The sequence below is a fragment of the Pseudomonas sp. LTGT-11-2Z genome, assembly GCF_003691445.1.
GTDB classification, from domain to species: domain Bacteria; phylum Pseudomonadota; class Gammaproteobacteria; order Pseudomonadales; family Pseudomonadaceae; genus Aquipseudomonas; species Aquipseudomonas monteilii.
This window is the reverse complement of the sequence record NZ_CP033104.1, coordinates 186,746-202,616: the sequence shown is the minus strand read 5'-3', so window position 1 is coordinate 202,616 and position 15,871 is coordinate 186,746. Positions and strand designations below refer to the sequence as shown.

Sequence of the window (15,871 nt, the reverse complement as noted above, 5' to 3'; positions counted from 1 at the left end):
CAATTTGTTCTCGGCCTATCTCGAGGCCTTGGAGAACGTCCACTTTTTCTTCATCAGGTCCGGCCAGCATGACACGTACTCAACCTTCCGCTTCGCCAACCCCGTCGCGCGCCTGGCGCGCCATCGCCGCGCTGACACTCAGCCTGGTGCTGGCCCCGGTGGCCATGGCCGATGAGCCAACCGCCAATGCCGCTACACCAGCCGCTGCTTCCGCTCCGGCTGCTCAAGCTGCCCCGGCGGCACCGGCTGTGGAAGGCCAGGCTCCCGCTGGCGAAGTACAAGCTGCCGCCCCGGCAGATTCGCAGGTTGTGGTTGATCCCGCTACCGATGCACTGGTTGAAGACACGTCCCTGGGCATGGCCCACGACCTGTCCCCGTGGGGCATGTACAAAAACGCCGACATCGTGGTGAAGATCGTCATGATCGGCCTGGCTATCGCCTCCATCATCACCTGGACAATCTGGATTGCCAAAGGCTTCGAGCTGATGGGCGCCAAACGTCGCCTGCGTGGTGAAATCGCCCAGCTGAAGAAGTCCACCACCCTGAAAGAAGCCAGCGAAGTCTCCAAAAAGGAGGGCACCCTGGCCCACACGTTGGTTCACGACGCCCTCGAAGAGATGCGCCTGTCGGCCAACGCCCGTGAAAAAGAAGGCATCAAGGAGCGCGTCAGCTTCCGTCTGGAGCGCCTGGTGCACGCCAGCGGCCGTACCATGAGCAGCGGCACCGGCGTACTGGCAACCATCGGTTCCACCGCGCCGTTCGTAGGTCTGTTCGGTACTGTATGGGGCATCATGAACAGCTTCATCGGCATCGCCAAGACCCAGACCACCAACCTGGCCGTGGTCGCCCCCGGCATCGCCGAAGCCCTGCTGGCCACCGCCCTGGGCCTGGTCGCAGCAATCCCGGCCGTGGTCATCTACAACGTCTTCGCCCGCTCCATCGCCGGCTACAAGGCCCAGGTGTCCGACGCCTCCGCCCAGGTACTGCTGCTGGTCAGCCGTGACCTGGACCACCAGGGCAGCGAGCGCGCCGCCCCGCACATGGTGAAAGTGGGGTAAGCCATGGGCCTGCATCTCAACGAAGGTGGCGACGACCTCGCCGAAAACCACGAAATCAACGTTACGCCGTTCATCGACGTGATGCTGGTGCTGCTGATCATCTTCATGGTCGCAGCCCCCTTGGCCACGGTCGACATCAAGGTCGACCTGCCGGCCTCAACCGCCAAACCGGCGCCGAGGCCCGAGAAACCGGTGTTCGTCAGCGTCAAGGCCGACCAGAAGCTGTACGTCGGCGACGATCAGGTTGCTGCACCCGACCAGCTTGGCCCGATGCTCGATGCCAAGACCAAGGGTGACAAGGAAACCACCATCTTCTTCCAGGCTGACAAAGGCGTGGATTACGGTGACTTGATGGAAGTGATGAACAACATGCGCGCGGCCGGCTACCTCAAGGTCGGTCTGGTAGGTCTCGAGACGGCAGCCAAGAAATGACAAAAACGCGCTCTAACATGGCGCGCTACGGTGGCAGCCTGGCGATCGTGCTGGGCGTGCACGTGGTCGCCGTGCTGCTGACGCTCAACTGGTCGGTGCCCCAGGCCATCGAACTGCCACCGGCAGCCATGATGGTCGAGCTGGCGCCATTGCCGGAGCCTGCGCCACCACCGCCCCCGAAAGCGGCGCCGCAGCCACCGGCACCGGTCGAGGAACCGCCGCTGCCGAAGCTGGCCGAGGCACCCAAGCCCAAGATCGCCATTCCCAAGCCGCCCAAGCCGAAGGCCAAGCCACAGCCGCCCAAGCCCGAGAAAAAGCCTGAGCCGCCGAAGGAAGCACCACCGACCGAACAAACGGTAGACGCACCGCCCAGCAACACGCCGCCGCAGAAGTCCGCGGCACCGGCGCCGAGCATTGCGTCCAACAGCAACGCCCTGCCGACCTGGCAGAGCGACCTGCTGCGTCACCTGGCCAAGTACAAGCGTTACCCGGAAGACGCGCGCCGTCGCGGTCTGCAGGGCATCAACCGCCTGCGCTTCGTGGTCGACGCCGAAGGCAAGGTGGTGTCGTACTCCATGGCTGGTGGCTCGGGTAGCGCCGCACTGGACCGGGCGACGCTGGAAATGATCCGTCGGGCCGGCACTGTACCCAAGCCGCCACCCGAGTTGCTGAACAATGGCACGATCGAAGTCGTGGCACCGTTCGTCTACTCGCTGGACCGCCGCTGAGACTTTTGTTTCTGTCACAAATCGGCAAGTCTGATAACGTGCGTCTATCGATTGCAGCCGCTATGCTGGGCCCGCAACTTCATGGACGCACGTTATGACCCTCACAGAATTACGCTACATCGTCACACTCGCCCAGGAACAGCACTTCGGCCATGCCGCCGAACGCTGCCACGTGAGCCAGCCGACCCTGTCGGTCGGTGTGAAGAAGCTCGAGGATGAGCTTGGCGTTCTGATCTTCGAACGCAGCAAGAGCGCGGTGCGCCTGACCCCGGTCGGCGAAAGCATTGTCGCCCAGGCGCAGAAGGTACTGGAGCAGGCCCAAGGCATTCGCGAGCTGGCCCAAGCCGGCAAGAACCAGCTAACCGCCCCGCTCAAGGTCGGTGCCATCTACACCGTCGGCCCCTACCTGTTCCCGCACCTGATTCCGCAACTGCACCGCGTAGCGCCGCAGATGCCGCTGTACATCGAAGAAAACTTCACCCACGTGCTGCGCGAAAAGCTGCGCAATGGCGAACTGGACGCGGTGATCATCGCCCTGCCGTTCAACGAAGCCGACGTGCTGACCCTGCCGCTGTACGATGAGCCGTTCTGCGCCCTGATGCCGGCCGACCACCCGTGGACGGCGAAAAAGACCATCGACACCGCCATGCTCAACGACAAGAGCCTGTTGCTGCTGGGTGAGGGCCACTGCTTCCGCGATCAGGTACTGGAAGCCTGCCCGACCCTGAACAAGGGCGGTGAAGGTTCCAAGCACACCACGGTCGAGTCCAGCTCGCTGGAAACCATCCGCCATATGGTGGCATCAGGCCTTGGCGTTTCGATCCTGCCGCTGTCGGCGGTGCACAGCCACCACTACGCCCCTGGCATCATCGAGGTCCGCCCGCTGACGGCGCCAGCGCCGTTCCGCACCGTGGCCATCGCATGGCGTGCCAGCTTCCCGCGGCCGAAGGCCATCGAGATCCTCGCAGATTCGATCCGCCTGTGTTCGGTTGCCAAAGCCCCTGCGGAACAACCGGCCTGAGTCATGAGTGAGCTGTCGAAGGTCCCGGTCACGGTACTCAAGGGCGTTGGCGAGGCCATGGCGGAAAAACTCGCCAAGGTCGGCCTGGAGAACCTGCAGGATGTGCTGTTCCACCTGCCCCTGCGCTACCAGGACCGCACCCGCGTGGTGCCGATTGGCCAATTGCGCCCCGGCCAGGATGCCGTGATCGAGGGCGTGGTCAGCGGCGCCGACGTGACCATGGGCAAGCGACGTAGCCTGGTGGTGCGACTGGGAGATGGCAGTGGCGTGCTGAGCCTGCGCTTCTACCACTTCAGCAACGCGCAGAAAGAAGGCCTGAAACGCGGCACCCACTTGCGCTGCTACGGCGAAGCCCGCCCCGGCGCTTCGGGCCTGGAAATCTACCACCCGGAGTACCGCGCACTGAATGGCGACGAACCACCGCCCCCGGTCGAGCAGACGCTGACACCGATCTACCCGTCCACCGAAGGCCTCACCCAGCAACGCCTGCGCCTGTTGTGCCAGCAGAGCCTGGGCCTGCTTGGCCCGCGCAGCCTGCCTGACTGGCTGCCTGACGAGCTGGCCCGGGACTACCAACTGGCGCCGCTGGACGATGCCATCCGCTACCTGCACAACCCGCCGGCCGACGCCGACCTCGACGAGCTCGCCGAAGGCCAGCACTGGGCCCAGCACCGCCTGGCCTTCGAAGAACTGCTGACCCACCAGCTGTCGCAGCAACGCCTGCGCGAAAGCCTGCGTAGCCTGCGCGCACCGGTACTGCCCAAGGCCAAGCGTCTGCAAGCGCAGTACCTGGCCAACCTGGGCTTCCAGCCGACCGGCGCGCAGCAGCGGGTGGCCAACGAAATTGCCTATGACCTCAGCCAGCACGAGCCGATGATGCGCCTGGTGCAGGGCGATGTGGGGGCAGGCAAGACCGTGGTCGCCGCCCTGGCCGCGCTACAGGCGTTGGAAGCCGGCTATCAGGTGGCCTTGATGGCACCCACCGAGATCCTCGCCGAACAGCACTACATCACCTTCAAGCGCTGGCTCGAACCACTGGGCATCGAAGTGGCCTGGCTGGCCGGCAAGCTCAAGGGCAAGGCCCGGGCAGCTTCCCTGGAACAGATCGCCAACGGCGCACCGATGGTGGTCGGCACCCACGCGCTGTTCCAGGAAGAGGTGAAGTTCAAGCACCTGGCCCTGGCGATCATCGACGAACAGCATCGATTTGGGGTGCAGCAACGCCTGGCCCTGCGCAAGAAGGGCGTGGCCGGCGAGCTGTGCCCGCACCAGTTGATCATGACCGCCACGCCTATTCCGCGCACCTTGGCGATGAGCGCCTACGCCGACCTGGACACCTCGGTACTGGACGAACTGCCACCCGGGCGTACGCCGGTAAACACGGTGCTGGTGGCCGACAGCCGTCGCTTCGAGGTAGTCGAGCGGGTGCGCGCCGCCTGCGCCGAGGGCCGTCAAGCTTACTGGGTATGCACGCTGATCGAAGAGTCCGAAGAACTCACCTGCCAGGCGGCCGAAAGCACGTATGAAGAACTTGGCAGCGCCTTGGGCGAACTGCGTGTGGGCCTGATCCACGGTCGCATGAAGCCTGCGGAGAAAGCCGAGATCATGGCGCTGTTCAAGGCCGGTGAATTGCAGTTGCTGGTTGCGACCACGGTCATCGAGGTAGGCGTGGACGTGCCCAACGCCAGCCTGATGATCATCGAGAACCCCGAGCGCCTTGGCTTGGCCCAGTTGCACCAGCTGCGCGGCCGGGTTGGCCGGGGCAGTGCCGTGAGCCATTGCGTGCTGCTGTACCACCCGCCACTGTCGCAGATCGGCCGCGAGCGCCTGGGGATCATGCGCGAGACCAACGACGGCTTCATCATCGCCGAAAAGGACCTGGAGCTGCGCGGCCCGGGCGAGATGCTGGGGACCCGCCAGACCGGCCTGCTACAGTTCAAGGTCGCCGACCTGATGCGTGACGCCGACCTGTTGCCAGCGGTGCGCGACGCCGCCCAGGCCCTGATCGCGCGCTGGCCGGAACACGTCAGCCCGTTGCTCGACCGCTGGCTGCGTCATGGCCAGCAATATGGCCAAGTGTGACGCTAGTCCCAGAATGGATCCAGATTTGCTCGCAGGCTGGTTATACTTCGCGTTTAAAAGAATCAGTGGATACGGACCATGACTGAAGTTGCCCTGGACACCGCAACCCCACACGCACCCTCTGTTATCAGGCTGCTGCTCGACAAAGTCGGCGTCGCCTACCGCGAGGTGGCCGAGCACCCGAACCTTCCTGCGGCTTCGCGGGTGCAGGCAGTGCTTCTCGACGACGAAGTCGGCGCCCTCATGGTGCTGTTCCCGCAGAGCCAACTGCTGGACCTCAACCGCCTGACCGAGCTGACCGGGCGCAAGCTGACCGCCGTGTCGGTGCCGCGCTTGAAGCAGATGCTCGACAAACACCAGCTCAAGGCCCTGCCAGGCATTCCGGCGCTGACCAGCTCACCGTGCCAGTACGAGAAGAGCCTGCTCGACGCCGAAACCGTCTATATCCAGTCGGGCGAAACCGGCCTGCTGCTGGAAATCGAAAGCGCGCACTTCAAGCGCATGCTGGCCAAAGCCAGCGCCAGCAGCTTCGGTCAGGAAATCGAGGCCATCAGCCCCAACCTCGACCGCCCCGATGACGACACCCGGGAAATCACCAATGCCGTGCAGGCCTTCACGGCCCGACGCATCCAGAAGCGCCTGGAAGAAACCATCGAGATCCCGCCGCTGGCCGATACCGCGCAAAAGATCATCAAGCTGCGGGTAGACCCCAACGCCAGCATCGATGACATCACCGGCGTGGTTGAAACCGACCCGGCGCTGGCGGCCCAGGTGGTGAGCTGGGCGGCTTCGCCGTACTACGCCTCACCCGGCAAGATCCGCTCGGTGGAAGATGCCATCGTGCGCGTGCTGGGCTTCGATCTGGTGATCAACCTGGCCTTGGGCCTGGCGCTGGGCAAGACGTTGAGCCTGCCTAAAGACCACCCGCAGCAGGCCACACCGTACTGGCAGCAGTCGATCTACACCGCCGCAATCATCGAAGGACTGACCCGTGCCATGCCGAGGGCAGAACGCCCCGAGGCAGGGCTAACCTACCTGGCCGGGCTGCTGCACAACTTCGGCTACCTGCTACTGGCGCACGTGTTCCCACCGCACTTCTCGCTGATTTGCCGCCATCTGGAGGTGAACCCGCACCTGAACCACACCTACGTGGAACAGCACCTGTTGGGCATCAGCCGCGAACAGATCGGCGCCTGGCTGATGAAGCTGTGGGACATGCCGGAAGAGCTGTCGACCGCGCTGCGTTTCCAGCACGACCCGGCCTATGACGGCGAGTACTCGGCATTCCCCAACCTGGTGTGCCTGGCCACCCGGCTGCTGCGCTCGCGAGGCATTGGTTCGGGGCCGGTGGAGGAGATCCCGGACGAGTTGCTGGAGCGCCTGGGGATTACCCGGGACAAGGCGGAAGATGTGGTGAACAAGGTGCTCGAGGCCGAGAACCTGTTGCGCGAACTGGCTTCGCAGTTTCACGCACCGCATTGATTTTTCTGGGGCTGCTTTGCAGCCCCGGCAATTTCAGCCTTTCTTCTTCGGCTTCAGGTACTTCATCAACCCCTGGAACCACATCACCAACGCCGGATTGCCCTTGATCTGGATGTGCTTGTCCTGAATCCCCTGCATGAACGCCAATTGCTTGTTACCCGCCTGCATCGTGGCAAAGCCATAGGCCGCGTCCTTGAAGGCAATGGCGAAGGCCGGCTGCGGGTGTGCGCCGCCCTTGCTGCTGATGCGTTCGTTATTGACGATGAAGTGCCGGGCGACCTTGCCGTCCAGGGTCTGCATCTGGAACACCAGGTCCTTGCCCTTGAGCTGCTGCTGGAATGCCGGGTTGTTACGGCTGGCCCTGGCCATCAACAGCCCCATGGCCCAGAGAAGAAAGCGGAACTTCATCAACGCGCCTCGAATGAAAAGTGACTAAGGCGCGCAGTTTATCCCTTTCCCGAACTATTTATGCAAGTTCGAAACATTTTGCCTGCAGAAAGCACAACGGGCGCCCTGGGGCGCCCGCTTGGCTGACACGGGGGTTGTCAGGGAGCGATCACTTGCCTTTCTTGGCTGGCTTGACGGGGGCGTTGACGCTGTCGCGCAGGTTCTTGCCAGGCTTGAAGGCCACGGTGTTGCTGGCTTTGATCTTGACCGGCTCACCGGTTTGCGGGTTCTTGCCGGTACGCGCGCCGCGATGACGTTTTTCAAAAGTGCCGAAACCGACCAGGGTCACGGTGTCCTTGTCCAGGGCGCCGGTGATGCTGTCGAGAATCGCGTTCAAAACCTGATTGGCCTTTTCCTTGGTCAGATCGGCCTTATCGGCGATGACGGCGGCGAGTTCTGGTTTGCGCATAGTGAAGCCTCTTTGACGGAATTCTTGTTGTTATGCCGTGCTGCCTTTGGGAGCAGCGCTCAAGGCACCGCAGGCTCTAATCTGCGGCAGACGGAAGTGAGAATGGCACGAGCTCCGGGGACGCGCCAGTATCTGGGCGGCCATTGTGTGGGCAACAACAGGATAAAACCGACAGAACACCCTCTATTTACGCCATTACGGCTGGCAACTGACGATTCAGCGCCAGCTTCTCCATCACGGCTTTCCCGGTCAGGGCGTAGCCCAGCAAATTGCCGTCTGCGCCGTGGCAGAGCACCTTGAGGTCACTGCCCTGACCGTCCACCTGCCAAGTGCCTTCGTGGCCCATGGGCGGCGGCGAAACCACCAGCGGGCAGGCCGGGGTTTTTACCGTGACCGGCATCGGCCCATACGCGACCGCCGTCGGCTTGCCGGCCAGGGTTTGCGCCAGCGCCCGGGCACAGCTCATCAGTGGCATCACGTAGAGCAGGTTGATGCCATCGACCTCGGCACAGTCGCCGAGGGCGAAGATGTTGGCGTGGGATGTACGTAACTCGCGGTCTACGCTGACGCCACGGTTGGTCTGCAAGCCGGCTGCGGCAGCCAGGTCGGTGCGCGGGCGAAGGCCGATGGCCGAAACCACCAGGTCGCAGGCGATCACGCTGCCATCCGACAGGTGCGCCTCCAGGCCTTGGGGCACCTGCTGCAAGCGGGTCAACACCGGGCCCAGGTGGAAGCGCACGCCCAAGCCCTCCAGCCCGGCTTGCACAGCCGCCGCAGCGGCCGGGTGCAGCAGGGTTGGCATCACTTGCTCACATGGCGCCACTACCTCCACCTGGAAGCCACCCAGGCTCATGTCGTTGGCGAACTCGCAGCCGATCAGGCCGGCACCGAGAATCAGCACGCGCTGCTTGCCGACAGCGGCAGCACGGAAGCGCGCGTAGTCTTCGAGGTCGTTGATCGGGAACACCAGATGGCTGCCGTCGCCTTCGATCGGCACCTGCACGGTCTGCGCCCCCCAGGCCAGCACCAGGTCGCGGTACTCCACGGCCTCTTCGCCGATCCACAGGCGCTTGTGGCCTGGGTCGATGCCGCTGATGCGGGTATGGGTGCGGATCTCGGCATTCAGCTGTTCGGCCATTGCGCCTGGCTCGGCCATGACCAGGCCGTCGGCGTCTTTCTGCTTGGCAAAGCCCATGGAGAGCATGGGCTTGGAGTAGGAACGACCATCGTCGGCGGTGATCAGCAGCAACGGCGTCTGCGTATCGAGCTTGCGAAATTCACGCGCCAGGTTGTAACCCGCAAGGCCGGTACCGATGATTACCACAGGGGACGTCATGTCGTGCTTTCCTCGATTAGCCGATGGAGATCATTTCAAAGTCGCTTTTGCCAACCCCGCAGTCAGGGCACAGCCAGTCTTCAGGCACATCTTCCCAACGGGTGCCGGGGGCGATGCCGTCGTCGGGCCAGCCTTCGGCTTCGTCGTAGATCAGGCCACAGACAATACATTGCCACTTTTTCATCAGGTCTTTTTCCTTGGTGGAACTCAGGCTTTATCGGGCCGGTCTCTGGCCCTGTTTCATGCATTATGCAAGCAGTCAGGGCAATCATGCTAAGCTCGCCGCCTCTCTGGTTGTAACAAGCAGACCGACGTGTCGTACGAATCCCCGCAAGCAGCCGCTGTCGCGTGGCTGCCGTATTCACAGCTGGCGACCGGCATCGACCAGCCCACCCTTGACTGGCTGTTCGACGAGGGCTCGCTGACCCGCCGCCTGACCCGCCTCTCCAACGATCACTTCTCCGTCACCCCGCTGTTCGAGGGCTGGCAGCCACTGCGCGATGACGAATGCCAGGCGCTGGGCATTGCCGCTGGCGCCGAAGGCTGGGTGCGCGAGGTTTACCTGCGTGGCCATGGCCGACCTTGGGTGTTCGCCCGCAGCGTCGCCAGCCGCAGCGCCCTGGAGCGCGGCGGGCTGGACCTGGAAACCCTGGGCAGCCGCTCGCTAGGCGAATTGCTGTTCTGCGACCAGGCGTTCATCCGCCACCCGATTGAAGTGTGCAGTTATCCACAGGCCTGGCTGCCGACCGAAGCCACCCGCGCAGCACTGTGGGGCCGCCGCTCGCGCTTCGAACGGGGCGGCCTGGAACTGCTGGTGGCAGAAGTGTTCCTGCCGGCATTGTGGCAAGCGGCCAAGGAGGACAACCGCTGATGTACCTGCAACTGCTCAAGTCGCTCAACCGCCTGCACCCGCGGGCCTGGGACTTCGTCCAGCTCAGCCGCATGGACCGGCCGATCGGTATCTACCTGCTGCTGTGGCCAACCCTGTCGGCGGTATGGATTGCCGGCAACGGTTCACCTACCGTGGCCAATGTGCTGATCTTCGGCCTTGGCGTGGTGCTGATGCGCGCTGCGGGCTGCTGCATCAACGATTTCGCCGACCGTAAGGTGGATGGCCACGTCAAGCGCACTGCCGACCGGCCTCTGGCCAGTGGTCGAGTACGGCCACGCGAAGCGCTGGCGCTGTTCGCCATCCTGGTCGGGGTGAGCTTCCTGCTGGTGCTGTGCACCAACAGCCGCACGGTATGGCTGTCGTTCGGCGCGGTGGCGCTGGCGTTCTGTTACCCGTTCATGAAGCGCTACACCTATTACCCGCAGGTGGTGCTGGGGGCGGCGTACTCCTGGGGTATTCCCATGGCGTTCACGGCAGCGGGTGGCGAACTGCCGGCCAGCGCGTGGCTGCTGTATATCGCCAACCTGCTGTGGACGGTGGGTTATGACACCTACTACGCCATGGTCGACCGCGATGACGACCTGAAGATCGGTGTGAAGTCGACCGCGATCCTGTTTGGCGACGCCGACCGCACCATTATCCTGACCTTGCAGCTGCTGTCGCTGGGCTGCCTGTTGCTGGCAGGCAGCCGCTTCGACCTGGGGGGCTGGTTCCACCTGGGACTGCTGGGTGCGGCAGCGTGCTTTGCGTGGGAGTACTGGTCGACGCGCAAGCTGGACCGGGAGTCGTGCTTCAAGGCGTTTCTGCACAACCACTGGGCGGGGATGCTGGTGTTCATTGGCGTAGTGTTGGATTACGCGTTGCGCTGAATATGTAGGGGCCGCGAAGCGGCCCCTACAATCTCAAGGCTTGGCGACGTGCCAGACGTCCTTCACGCCATCACCGGTCATGTCACCGGCCTTCTTGTCCTTGACGAAGGTGTACAGCGGCTTGCCGTCGTAGGCCCACTGCATCGAACCGTCGTCACGCTTGATCTGCGTCCACTTGCCCTCGGCCTTTTCGCCATCCATCACCTTCAACGGCGGCCAGTTGGTGGCGCAATCGCCATTGCACATCGACTTGCCTCCCGCATCCTTGTCAAAGGTGTACAGGGTCATGCCGGCATGATCGACCCACATGCCGTCCTTCTCCATGGCATGTTGGGCCGACGCCACCCCCGGGAGCGCCAGCGCAGCGAAAAGGGCCATCCAGCTCAGCGTTTGTCGTGTCATTGGATTCACCATTATTTCGGGGGGATTGAGTTCGAGTCGCCGCAACTGCGGCCCTCTCAAGCCTAGTTCAGTCACGGAATGTCGCCAGAACGGCCAACACCCTGTCACACAGCTGCAATAATTCCGTTATCTAATGCGGGCCAAGACACCGTATCCAGGAGAGGTTTGAGCATGGTTGGCAGGAACATTCTGATCGTCGACGACGAAGCGCCCATTCGCGAGATGATCGCCGTTGCCCTGGAAATGGCCGGCTATGACTGCCTGGAAGCGGAAAACTCCCAACAGGCCCATGCAATCATCGTCGACCGCAAGCCGGACCTGATCCTGCTCGACTGGATGCTGCCAGGCACCTCCGGCATCGAGCTGGCCCGCCGCCTCAAGCGCGACGAGCTGACCGGCGACATCCCGATCATCATGCTTACCGCCAAGGGTGAAGAGGACAACAAGATCCAGGGCCTGGAAGTGGGTGCCGACGACTACATCACCAAGCCGTTCTCGCCGCGGGAGCTGGTCGCGCGCCTGAAAGCCGTGTTGCGCCGTACCGGCCCGAGCGACAGCGAGGCGCCGATCGAAGTTGGCGGCCTGCTGCTGGACCCGATCAGCCACCGCGTCACCATCGACGGCAAGCCGGCCGAGATGGGCCCGACCGAATACCGCCTGCTGCAGTTCTTCATGACCCACCAGGAGCGTGCCTACACACGTGGCCAGCTGCTGGACCAGGTATGGGGCGGCAACGTCTATGTCGAGGAACGCACGGTCGACGTGCACATCCGCCGCCTGCGCAAGGCGCTGGGTGAAGCCTATGAAAATCTGGTACAAACCGTCCGGGGCACTGGCTACCGCTTCTCGACCAAGAGCTGATCGAGTTCAAAAGCGCCACGCTGCACGTTGTTGTACAAGGACCGTCAATTGAACCAGAACTGGCACGCGACTCTTATTCGCCATTTGCTGTTGCTGATTACCGTCTGCCTGATCGGCGGGCTGGTCAGCGGCTACTATGGCTGGAGCCTGGCCATTGGCCTGGCGCTCTACCTGGGCTGGACCCTCAAGCAACTGCTGCGCCTGCACGACTGGCTGCGCAACCACCAACCCGATGAGGCACCGCCCGATGGCTACGGCCTTTGGGGCGAGGTGTTCGACAGCATCTACCACCTGCAACGCCGCGACCAGCGCGTGCGTGGCCGCCTGCAGGCCGTGATCGACCGGGTGCAGGAGTCCACCGCCGCACTACGTGACGCCGTGATCATGCTCGACAGCGACGGCAACCTGGAGTGGTGGAACCGCGCCGCCGAGACCCTGCTGGGCTTCAAAACCCCACAGGACGGCGGCCAGCAGGTAACCAACCTGGTGCGTCACCCGCGCTTCAAGGAATACTTCGAAGCGGAGAACTACCTCGAACCGCTGGAAATCCCCTCGCCCATCAACGACCGCATGCGCGTGCAACTGCACATCACCCGCTACGGCAACAACGAACACCTGATGCTGGTGCGCGATGTCACCCGCATTCACCAGCTGGAGCAGATGCGCAAGGACTTCGTCGCCAACGTGTCGCACGAGCTGCGCACGCCGCTGACGGTCATCACCGGCTACCTGGAAACCTTGCTGGACAACGTCGAGGACGTGAACCCGCGCTGGAGCCGCGCCCTGCAGCAGATGAGCCAGCAAGGCTCACGCATGCAAACGCTGCTCAACGACCTGCTGCTGCTGGCCAAGCTGGAAGCCACCGATTACCCGTCGGATAACCAGCCGGTGGCCGTCGATGCCCTGCTCGCCGCCATCAAGAATGACGCCCAGGCCCTGTCCGGGCCACGCAACCAGCGCATCAGCCTGGAAGCTGCGCCCGGCGTGAAACTGAAGGGCAGCGAGTCGGAGCTGCGCAGCGCCTTTTCCAACCTGGTATTCAACGCCGTCAAGTACACCCAGGACGAAGGCAACATCCGCATCCGCTGGTGGGTCGATGCCCAAGGTGCGCATTTGTCGGTGCAAGACTCGGGGGTGGGCATTGACGCGAAGCACTTGCCCCGCCTGACCGAACGCTTCTATCGGGTGGACTCCAGCCGCGCGTCGAATACCGGTGGCACCGGGCTGGGGCTGGCGATTGTGAAGCATGTGCTGATGCGCCATCGCGGCAAGCTGGAAATCAGCAGTGTGCCGGGGCATGGCAGCACCTTTACCTGTCACTTTGCGCCGGCACAATTGGCCAACGGCGAGGTTTGATATTGGGGCTGCGGTGCAGCCCTTCGCGGGCGCGCCCGCTCCCACAGCGACCGCAATAAATCCGCCACCCTTTGCTTTTACGGCTCCAGCCGCTACATTGGATCCCCTGTGCCAGCAAAAGCTGGCACTTTTTTTCTCTCTATCTCTAAGACGGACCCCGTAAAAACTCCATCATGGACCCTTCCCCTGGTATCAGCCTCACCTCGTTATTCGCCGATTTCGGCATGATCATCTTTGCCTTCCTGCTGGTGCTGCTCAACGGCTTCTTCGTTGCCGCCGAGTTCGCCATGGTCAAGCTGCGCGCCACCCGCGTTGAGGCCATCGCCGAGCAGCACGGCTGGCGCGGTAACATCCTGCGCAAGGTTCACAATCAGCTCGACGCCTACCTGTCAGCCTGCCAGTTGGGCATTACCCTCGCCTCGCTGGGCCTGGGCTGGGTCGGTGAACCGGCGTTTGCCCACCTGCTCGAGCCGCTGCTGGCGTACTTCGGGGTCGACTCGCCCGAGCTGATCAAAGGTGTCTCGTTCTTCGTCGCCTTCTTCGTCATCTCGTACCTGCACATCGTGGTCGGCGAGCTGGCGCCCAAGTCCTGGGCCATCCGCAAGCCAGAGCTGCTGTCGCTATGGACCGCCGTGCCGCTGTACCTGTTCTACTGGGCAATGTACCCAGCCATCTACCTGCTCAATGCCAGCGCCAACACCATTTTGCGTATTGCCGGCCAAGGCGAGCCTGGCCCGCACCACGAGCACCACTACAGCCGTGAAGAGCTGAAGCTGATCCTGCACTCCAGCCGTGGTCAGGACCCAAGCGACCAGGGTATGCGCGTACTGGCGTCGGCCGTGGAAATGGGCGAGCTGGAGGTGGTCGACTGGGCCAACTCGCGTGAGGACATGGTCAGCATCGACGCCCATGCGCCGTTGAAGCAGATCCTGGCCCTGGTGCGCCGCCACAAGTTCAGCCGCTATCCGGTGTATGACGCCGAGCGCGAAGAGTTCACCGGCCTGCTGCACATCAAGGACCTGCTGCTGGAGCTGGCCGAGCTGGAGCACTTGCCCGAAACCATCGACCTGGAAGACCTTGCCCGCCCCCTGGAGCGCGTATCGCGGCACATGCCGCTGGCCCAGTTGCTGGAGCAGTTCCGCAAGGGCGGCGCGCACTTCGTGCTAGTGGAGGAAGCCGACGGCAAGGTTATCGGCTACCTGACCATGGAAGACGTGCTGGAAGTGCTGGTAGGCGATATCCAGGACGAGCACCGCAAGACCGAACGCGGCATCCTCGCTTACCAGCCAGGCAAACTGCTGGTGCGCGGCGACACACCGCTGTTCAAGGTCGAGCGCCTGCTGGGGGTCGACCTCGACCACATTGAGGCAGAGACCCTGGCCGGGCTGGTCTACGAAACGCTCAAGCGCGTGCCTGAAGAAGAGGAAGTGCTTGAGGTCGAGGGGCTGCGCATCATCATCAAGAAGATGAAAGGGCCCAAGATCGTGCTGGCCAAGGTGCTGAAGCTGGACTGATGGCTATATCGGTCAGGGGTTGCCGGCAGTGAAATCTGGTAACCCGCTGATCGGCCTGTCGAACCGGTAAGGTATCGACTCCAGCGCCAGCCCCACATTGCGCTGCACCACGAAATGCAGGTGGGGCCCGGTGCTGTTGCCAGTATTGCCCGACTTGGCCAGTACCTGCCCCTGCCGTACCCGCTGCCCCTGCGCCACCACCACTGAACCGCGCATCAGGTGCAAGTACACGCCCATGGTGCCGTCCGGGTGCAGGATCCTGACGAAATTCCCTGAAGGGTTGGTTCCCCGCCCGCTCTGGGTGTTTTCCGTCTTCACCACCACGCCTTCGCGCGCCGCAATGATGGTGGTACCTTCAGGCATCGCGATGTCCATGGCGTAGCGCCCCTTTGGCCCAAAGTGGCTGACACGCCCGTTAGGACCCTGAGTGACGCGGAACGGCCCGCCAATCCAAGGGAATGCGTAACGGAAGCCCTGTGGCCGCATGCCCGGGTCCCCCATGGCCTGCAGCAGGGTCGAGCGGTAGTTCAGCAGCAGCCCGGGGCGCCCCCGGAGCACACTGAGCATTTGCGTGGTACGCGGCGGCAGCAAGCGGCGCACGATGCGCGGAGCATCGCCGCCTTGCGCGTTCACCAGATTGTCCAGTCGCAACTCGACCTCCACGGGTACATGCAGTTCGTTGCGCGCCGAAAAGCTCACGCCACCGTCGAAGGTCCTGGCGTTCAACAGCACCTGGCCCTCCAGCGTTTCGACCATGGGCTCGCGCAGCACCAAGGGCTTGGCGCCCGGGCCTGGCCGGTCGGAATAGGAGACCACACCGGAATCGTCGGTGATCTTGTAGAGGGTCACACCCAGGCTCGACGCCGAGACCATGAGCAATGCACAGAACAGCAGCAGGCGCGTGGGCATGATGGTGGCTTTTTGACAGTCTTGATGTCTCGAAGCCTAGCAGCGGGTTTTGCGGCGGGTATTGCAGTTGGTC

At 63.3% G+C, this 15,871-nt stretch carries 17 protein-coding genes; 11 read left to right on the top strand and 6 right to left on the bottom strand.

The features are described 5' to 3' along the window. The first annotated feature begins 68 nt into the window (after positions 1-68). The 6 genes from exbB to D8767_RS00960 all read left to right on the top strand — a co-directional run bounded on the left by exbB (position 69) and on the right by D8767_RS00960 (position 6,803). On the top strand, positions 69-1,058 hold the full coding sequence (gene exbB, locus D8767_RS00985) for a tonB-system energizer ExbB (RefSeq protein WP_016712713.1): 990 nt from the start codon (positions 69-71) through the stop codon (positions 1,056-1,058). A 3-nt stretch (positions 1,059-1,061) separates the two neighbouring features. Next, on the top strand, positions 1,062-1,490 hold the full coding sequence (gene exbD, locus D8767_RS00980) for a TonB system transport protein ExbD (RefSeq protein ID WP_003253367.1): 429 nt from the start codon (positions 1,062-1,064) through the stop codon (positions 1,488-1,490). Then, on the top strand, positions 1,487-2,218 hold the full coding sequence (locus D8767_RS00975; RefSeq protein ID WP_016489831.1) for an energy transducer TonB: 732 nt from the start codon (positions 1,487-1,489) through the stop codon (positions 2,216-2,218). Before exbD ends, D8767_RS00975 begins: the two co-directional genes overlap by 4 nt. Before the next feature lie 94 nt (positions 2,219-2,312). After that, the gene (locus D8767_RS00970) at positions 2,313-3,239 is read left to right on the top strand and encodes a hydrogen peroxide-inducible genes activator (protein ID WP_016712714.1); all 927 of its coding nucleotides are present in this window, start codon (positions 2,313-2,315) and stop codon (positions 3,237-3,239) included. 3 nt (positions 3,240-3,242) lie between these two features. Beyond that, entirely contained in the window at positions 3,243-5,321 is a 2,079-nt protein-coding gene (gene recG, locus D8767_RS00965) for an ATP-dependent DNA helicase RecG (RefSeq protein ID WP_016712715.1), read from the top strand. 78 nt (positions 5,322-5,399) lie between these two features. After that, positions 5,400-6,803 (top strand): aminoacyl-tRNA deacylase and HDOD domain-containing protein, encoded by a 1,404-nt coding sequence (locus tag D8767_RS00960; RefSeq protein ID WP_016712716.1) that lies wholly within the window; start codon positions 5,400-5,402, stop codon positions 6,801-6,803. Positions 6,804-6,836: 33 nt separating this feature from the next. On the opposite strand, the gene D8767_RS00955 is transcribed toward D8767_RS00960, so the two are convergent. From D8767_RS00955 to D8767_RS00940, 4 genes are all read right to left on the bottom strand, one after another. Further along, a complete protein-coding gene (locus tag D8767_RS00955; RefSeq protein ID WP_010955807.1) occupies positions 6,837-7,211 on the bottom strand; it encodes an SCP2 sterol-binding domain-containing protein in 375 nt (124 codons plus the stop codon). Positions 7,212-7,359: 148 nt separating this feature from the next. Continuing rightward, positions 7,360-7,659: an HU family DNA-binding protein gene (locus D8767_RS00950; RefSeq protein WP_016712717.1), complete on the bottom strand. Its 300-nt coding sequence runs from the start codon at positions 7,657-7,659 to the stop codon at positions 7,360-7,362. Between the two features lie 187 nt (positions 7,660-7,846). Then, complete coding sequence (locus tag D8767_RS00945) at positions 7,847-8,995, bottom strand: NAD(P)/FAD-dependent oxidoreductase (RefSeq protein WP_016712718.1); 1,149 nt, start codon at positions 8,993-8,995, stop codon at positions 7,847-7,849. Positions 8,996-9,011: 16 nt separating this feature from the next. Next, positions 9,012-9,179 carry a rubredoxin gene (locus D8767_RS00940; protein ID WP_003253349.1) on the bottom strand — a complete coding sequence of 56 codons (168 nt, stop codon included), beginning with the start codon at positions 9,177-9,179 and terminating at the stop codon, positions 9,012-9,014. 129 nt (positions 9,180-9,308) lie between these two features. Between D8767_RS00940 and D8767_RS00935 the strand changes: the two genes are divergently transcribed. After that, a complete protein-coding gene (locus D8767_RS00935; RefSeq protein ID WP_016712719.1) occupies positions 9,309-9,866 on the top strand; it encodes a chorismate lyase in 558 nt (185 codons plus the stop codon). Beyond that, entirely contained in the window at positions 9,866-10,756 is an 891-nt protein-coding gene (ubiA, locus tag D8767_RS00930) for a 4-hydroxybenzoate octaprenyltransferase (protein ID WP_016712720.1), read from the top strand. Before D8767_RS00935 ends, ubiA begins: the two co-directional genes overlap by 1 nt. A gap of 33 nt (positions 10,757-10,789) precedes the next feature. Here the strand turns inward: ubiA and D8767_RS00925 are convergent, their stop codons facing one another. Then, entirely contained in the window at positions 10,790-11,158 is a 369-nt protein-coding gene (locus D8767_RS00925; RefSeq protein WP_016712721.1) for a hypothetical protein, read from the bottom strand. A 171-nt stretch (positions 11,159-11,329) separates the two neighbouring features. Here D8767_RS00925 and phoB point away from each other — a divergent pair, with 171 nt between their 5' ends. From phoB to D8767_RS00910, 3 genes are all read left to right on the top strand, one after another. Next, the gene (phoB, locus tag D8767_RS00920) at positions 11,330-12,019 is read left to right on the top strand and encodes a phosphate regulon transcriptional regulator PhoB (RefSeq protein ID WP_003253341.1); all 690 of its coding nucleotides are present in this window, start codon (positions 11,330-11,332) and stop codon (positions 12,017-12,019) included. A gap of 48 nt (positions 12,020-12,067) precedes the next feature. After that, a complete protein-coding gene (phoR, locus tag D8767_RS00915) occupies positions 12,068-13,375 on the top strand; it encodes a phosphate regulon sensor histidine kinase PhoR (protein ID WP_016712722.1) in 1,308 nt (435 codons plus the stop codon). 173 nt (positions 13,376-13,548) lie between these two features. Beyond that, positions 13,549-14,889, top strand: coding sequence for a hemolysin family protein (locus tag D8767_RS00910; protein ID WP_016712723.1), 1,341 nt, complete (start codon positions 13,549-13,551; stop codon positions 14,887-14,889). Positions 14,890-14,901: 12 nt separating this feature from the next. On the opposite strand, the gene D8767_RS00905 is transcribed toward D8767_RS00910, so the two are convergent. Then, positions 14,902-15,798, bottom strand: a complete 897-nt coding sequence (locus tag D8767_RS00905; protein ID WP_016712724.1) for a peptidoglycan DD-metalloendopeptidase family protein — start codon at positions 15,796-15,798, stop codon at positions 14,902-14,904. Between the last annotated feature and the right edge of the window lie 73 nt (positions 15,799-15,871).

Coding starts and splice junctions, on each gene's coding strand:
- D8767_RS00960 (WP_016712716.1), top strand. CDS start 5,400: ATGACTGAAGTTGCCCTGGACACCGCAACCCCACACGCACCCTCTGTT.
- exbB (WP_016712713.1), top strand. CDS start 69: ATGACACGTACTCAACCTTCCGCTTCGCCAACCCCGTCGCGCGCCTGG.
- D8767_RS00945 (WP_016712718.1), bottom strand. CDS start 8,995: ATGACGTCCCCTGTGGTAATCATCGGTACCGGCCTTGCGGGTTACAAC.
- recG (WP_016712715.1), top strand. CDS start 3,243: ATGAGTGAGCTGTCGAAGGTCCCGGTCACGGTACTCAAGGGCGTTGGC.
- D8767_RS00910 (WP_016712723.1), top strand. CDS start 13,549: ATGGACCCTTCCCCTGGTATCAGCCTCACCTCGTTATTCGCCGATTTC.
- ubiA (WP_016712720.1), top strand. CDS start 9,866: ATGTACCTGCAACTGCTCAAGTCGCTCAACCGCCTGCACCCGCGGGCC.
- phoB (WP_003253341.1), top strand. CDS start 11,330: ATGGTTGGCAGGAACATTCTGATCGTCGACGACGAAGCGCCCATTCGC.
- D8767_RS00940 (WP_003253349.1), bottom strand. CDS start 9,179: ATGAAAAAGTGGCAATGTATTGTCTGTGGCCTGATCTACGACGAAGCC.
- exbD (WP_003253367.1), top strand. CDS start 1,062: ATGGGCCTGCATCTCAACGAAGGTGGCGACGACCTCGCCGAAAACCAC.
- D8767_RS00925 (WP_016712721.1), bottom strand. CDS start 11,158: ATGACACGACAAACGCTGAGCTGGATGGCCCTTTTCGCTGCGCTGGCG.
- D8767_RS00950 (WP_016712717.1), bottom strand. CDS start 7,659: ATGCGCAAACCAGAACTCGCCGCCGTCATCGCCGATAAGGCCGATCTG.
- D8767_RS00905 (WP_016712724.1), bottom strand. CDS start 15,798: ATGCCCACGCGCCTGCTGCTGTTCTGTGCATTGCTCATGGTCTCGGCG.
- D8767_RS00955 (WP_010955807.1), bottom strand. CDS start 7,211: ATGAAGTTCCGCTTTCTTCTCTGGGCCATGGGGCTGTTGATGGCCAGG.
- D8767_RS00975 (WP_016489831.1), top strand. CDS start 1,487: ATGACAAAAACGCGCTCTAACATGGCGCGCTACGGTGGCAGCCTGGCG.
- D8767_RS00970 (WP_016712714.1), top strand. CDS start 2,313: ATGACCCTCACAGAATTACGCTACATCGTCACACTCGCCCAGGAACAG.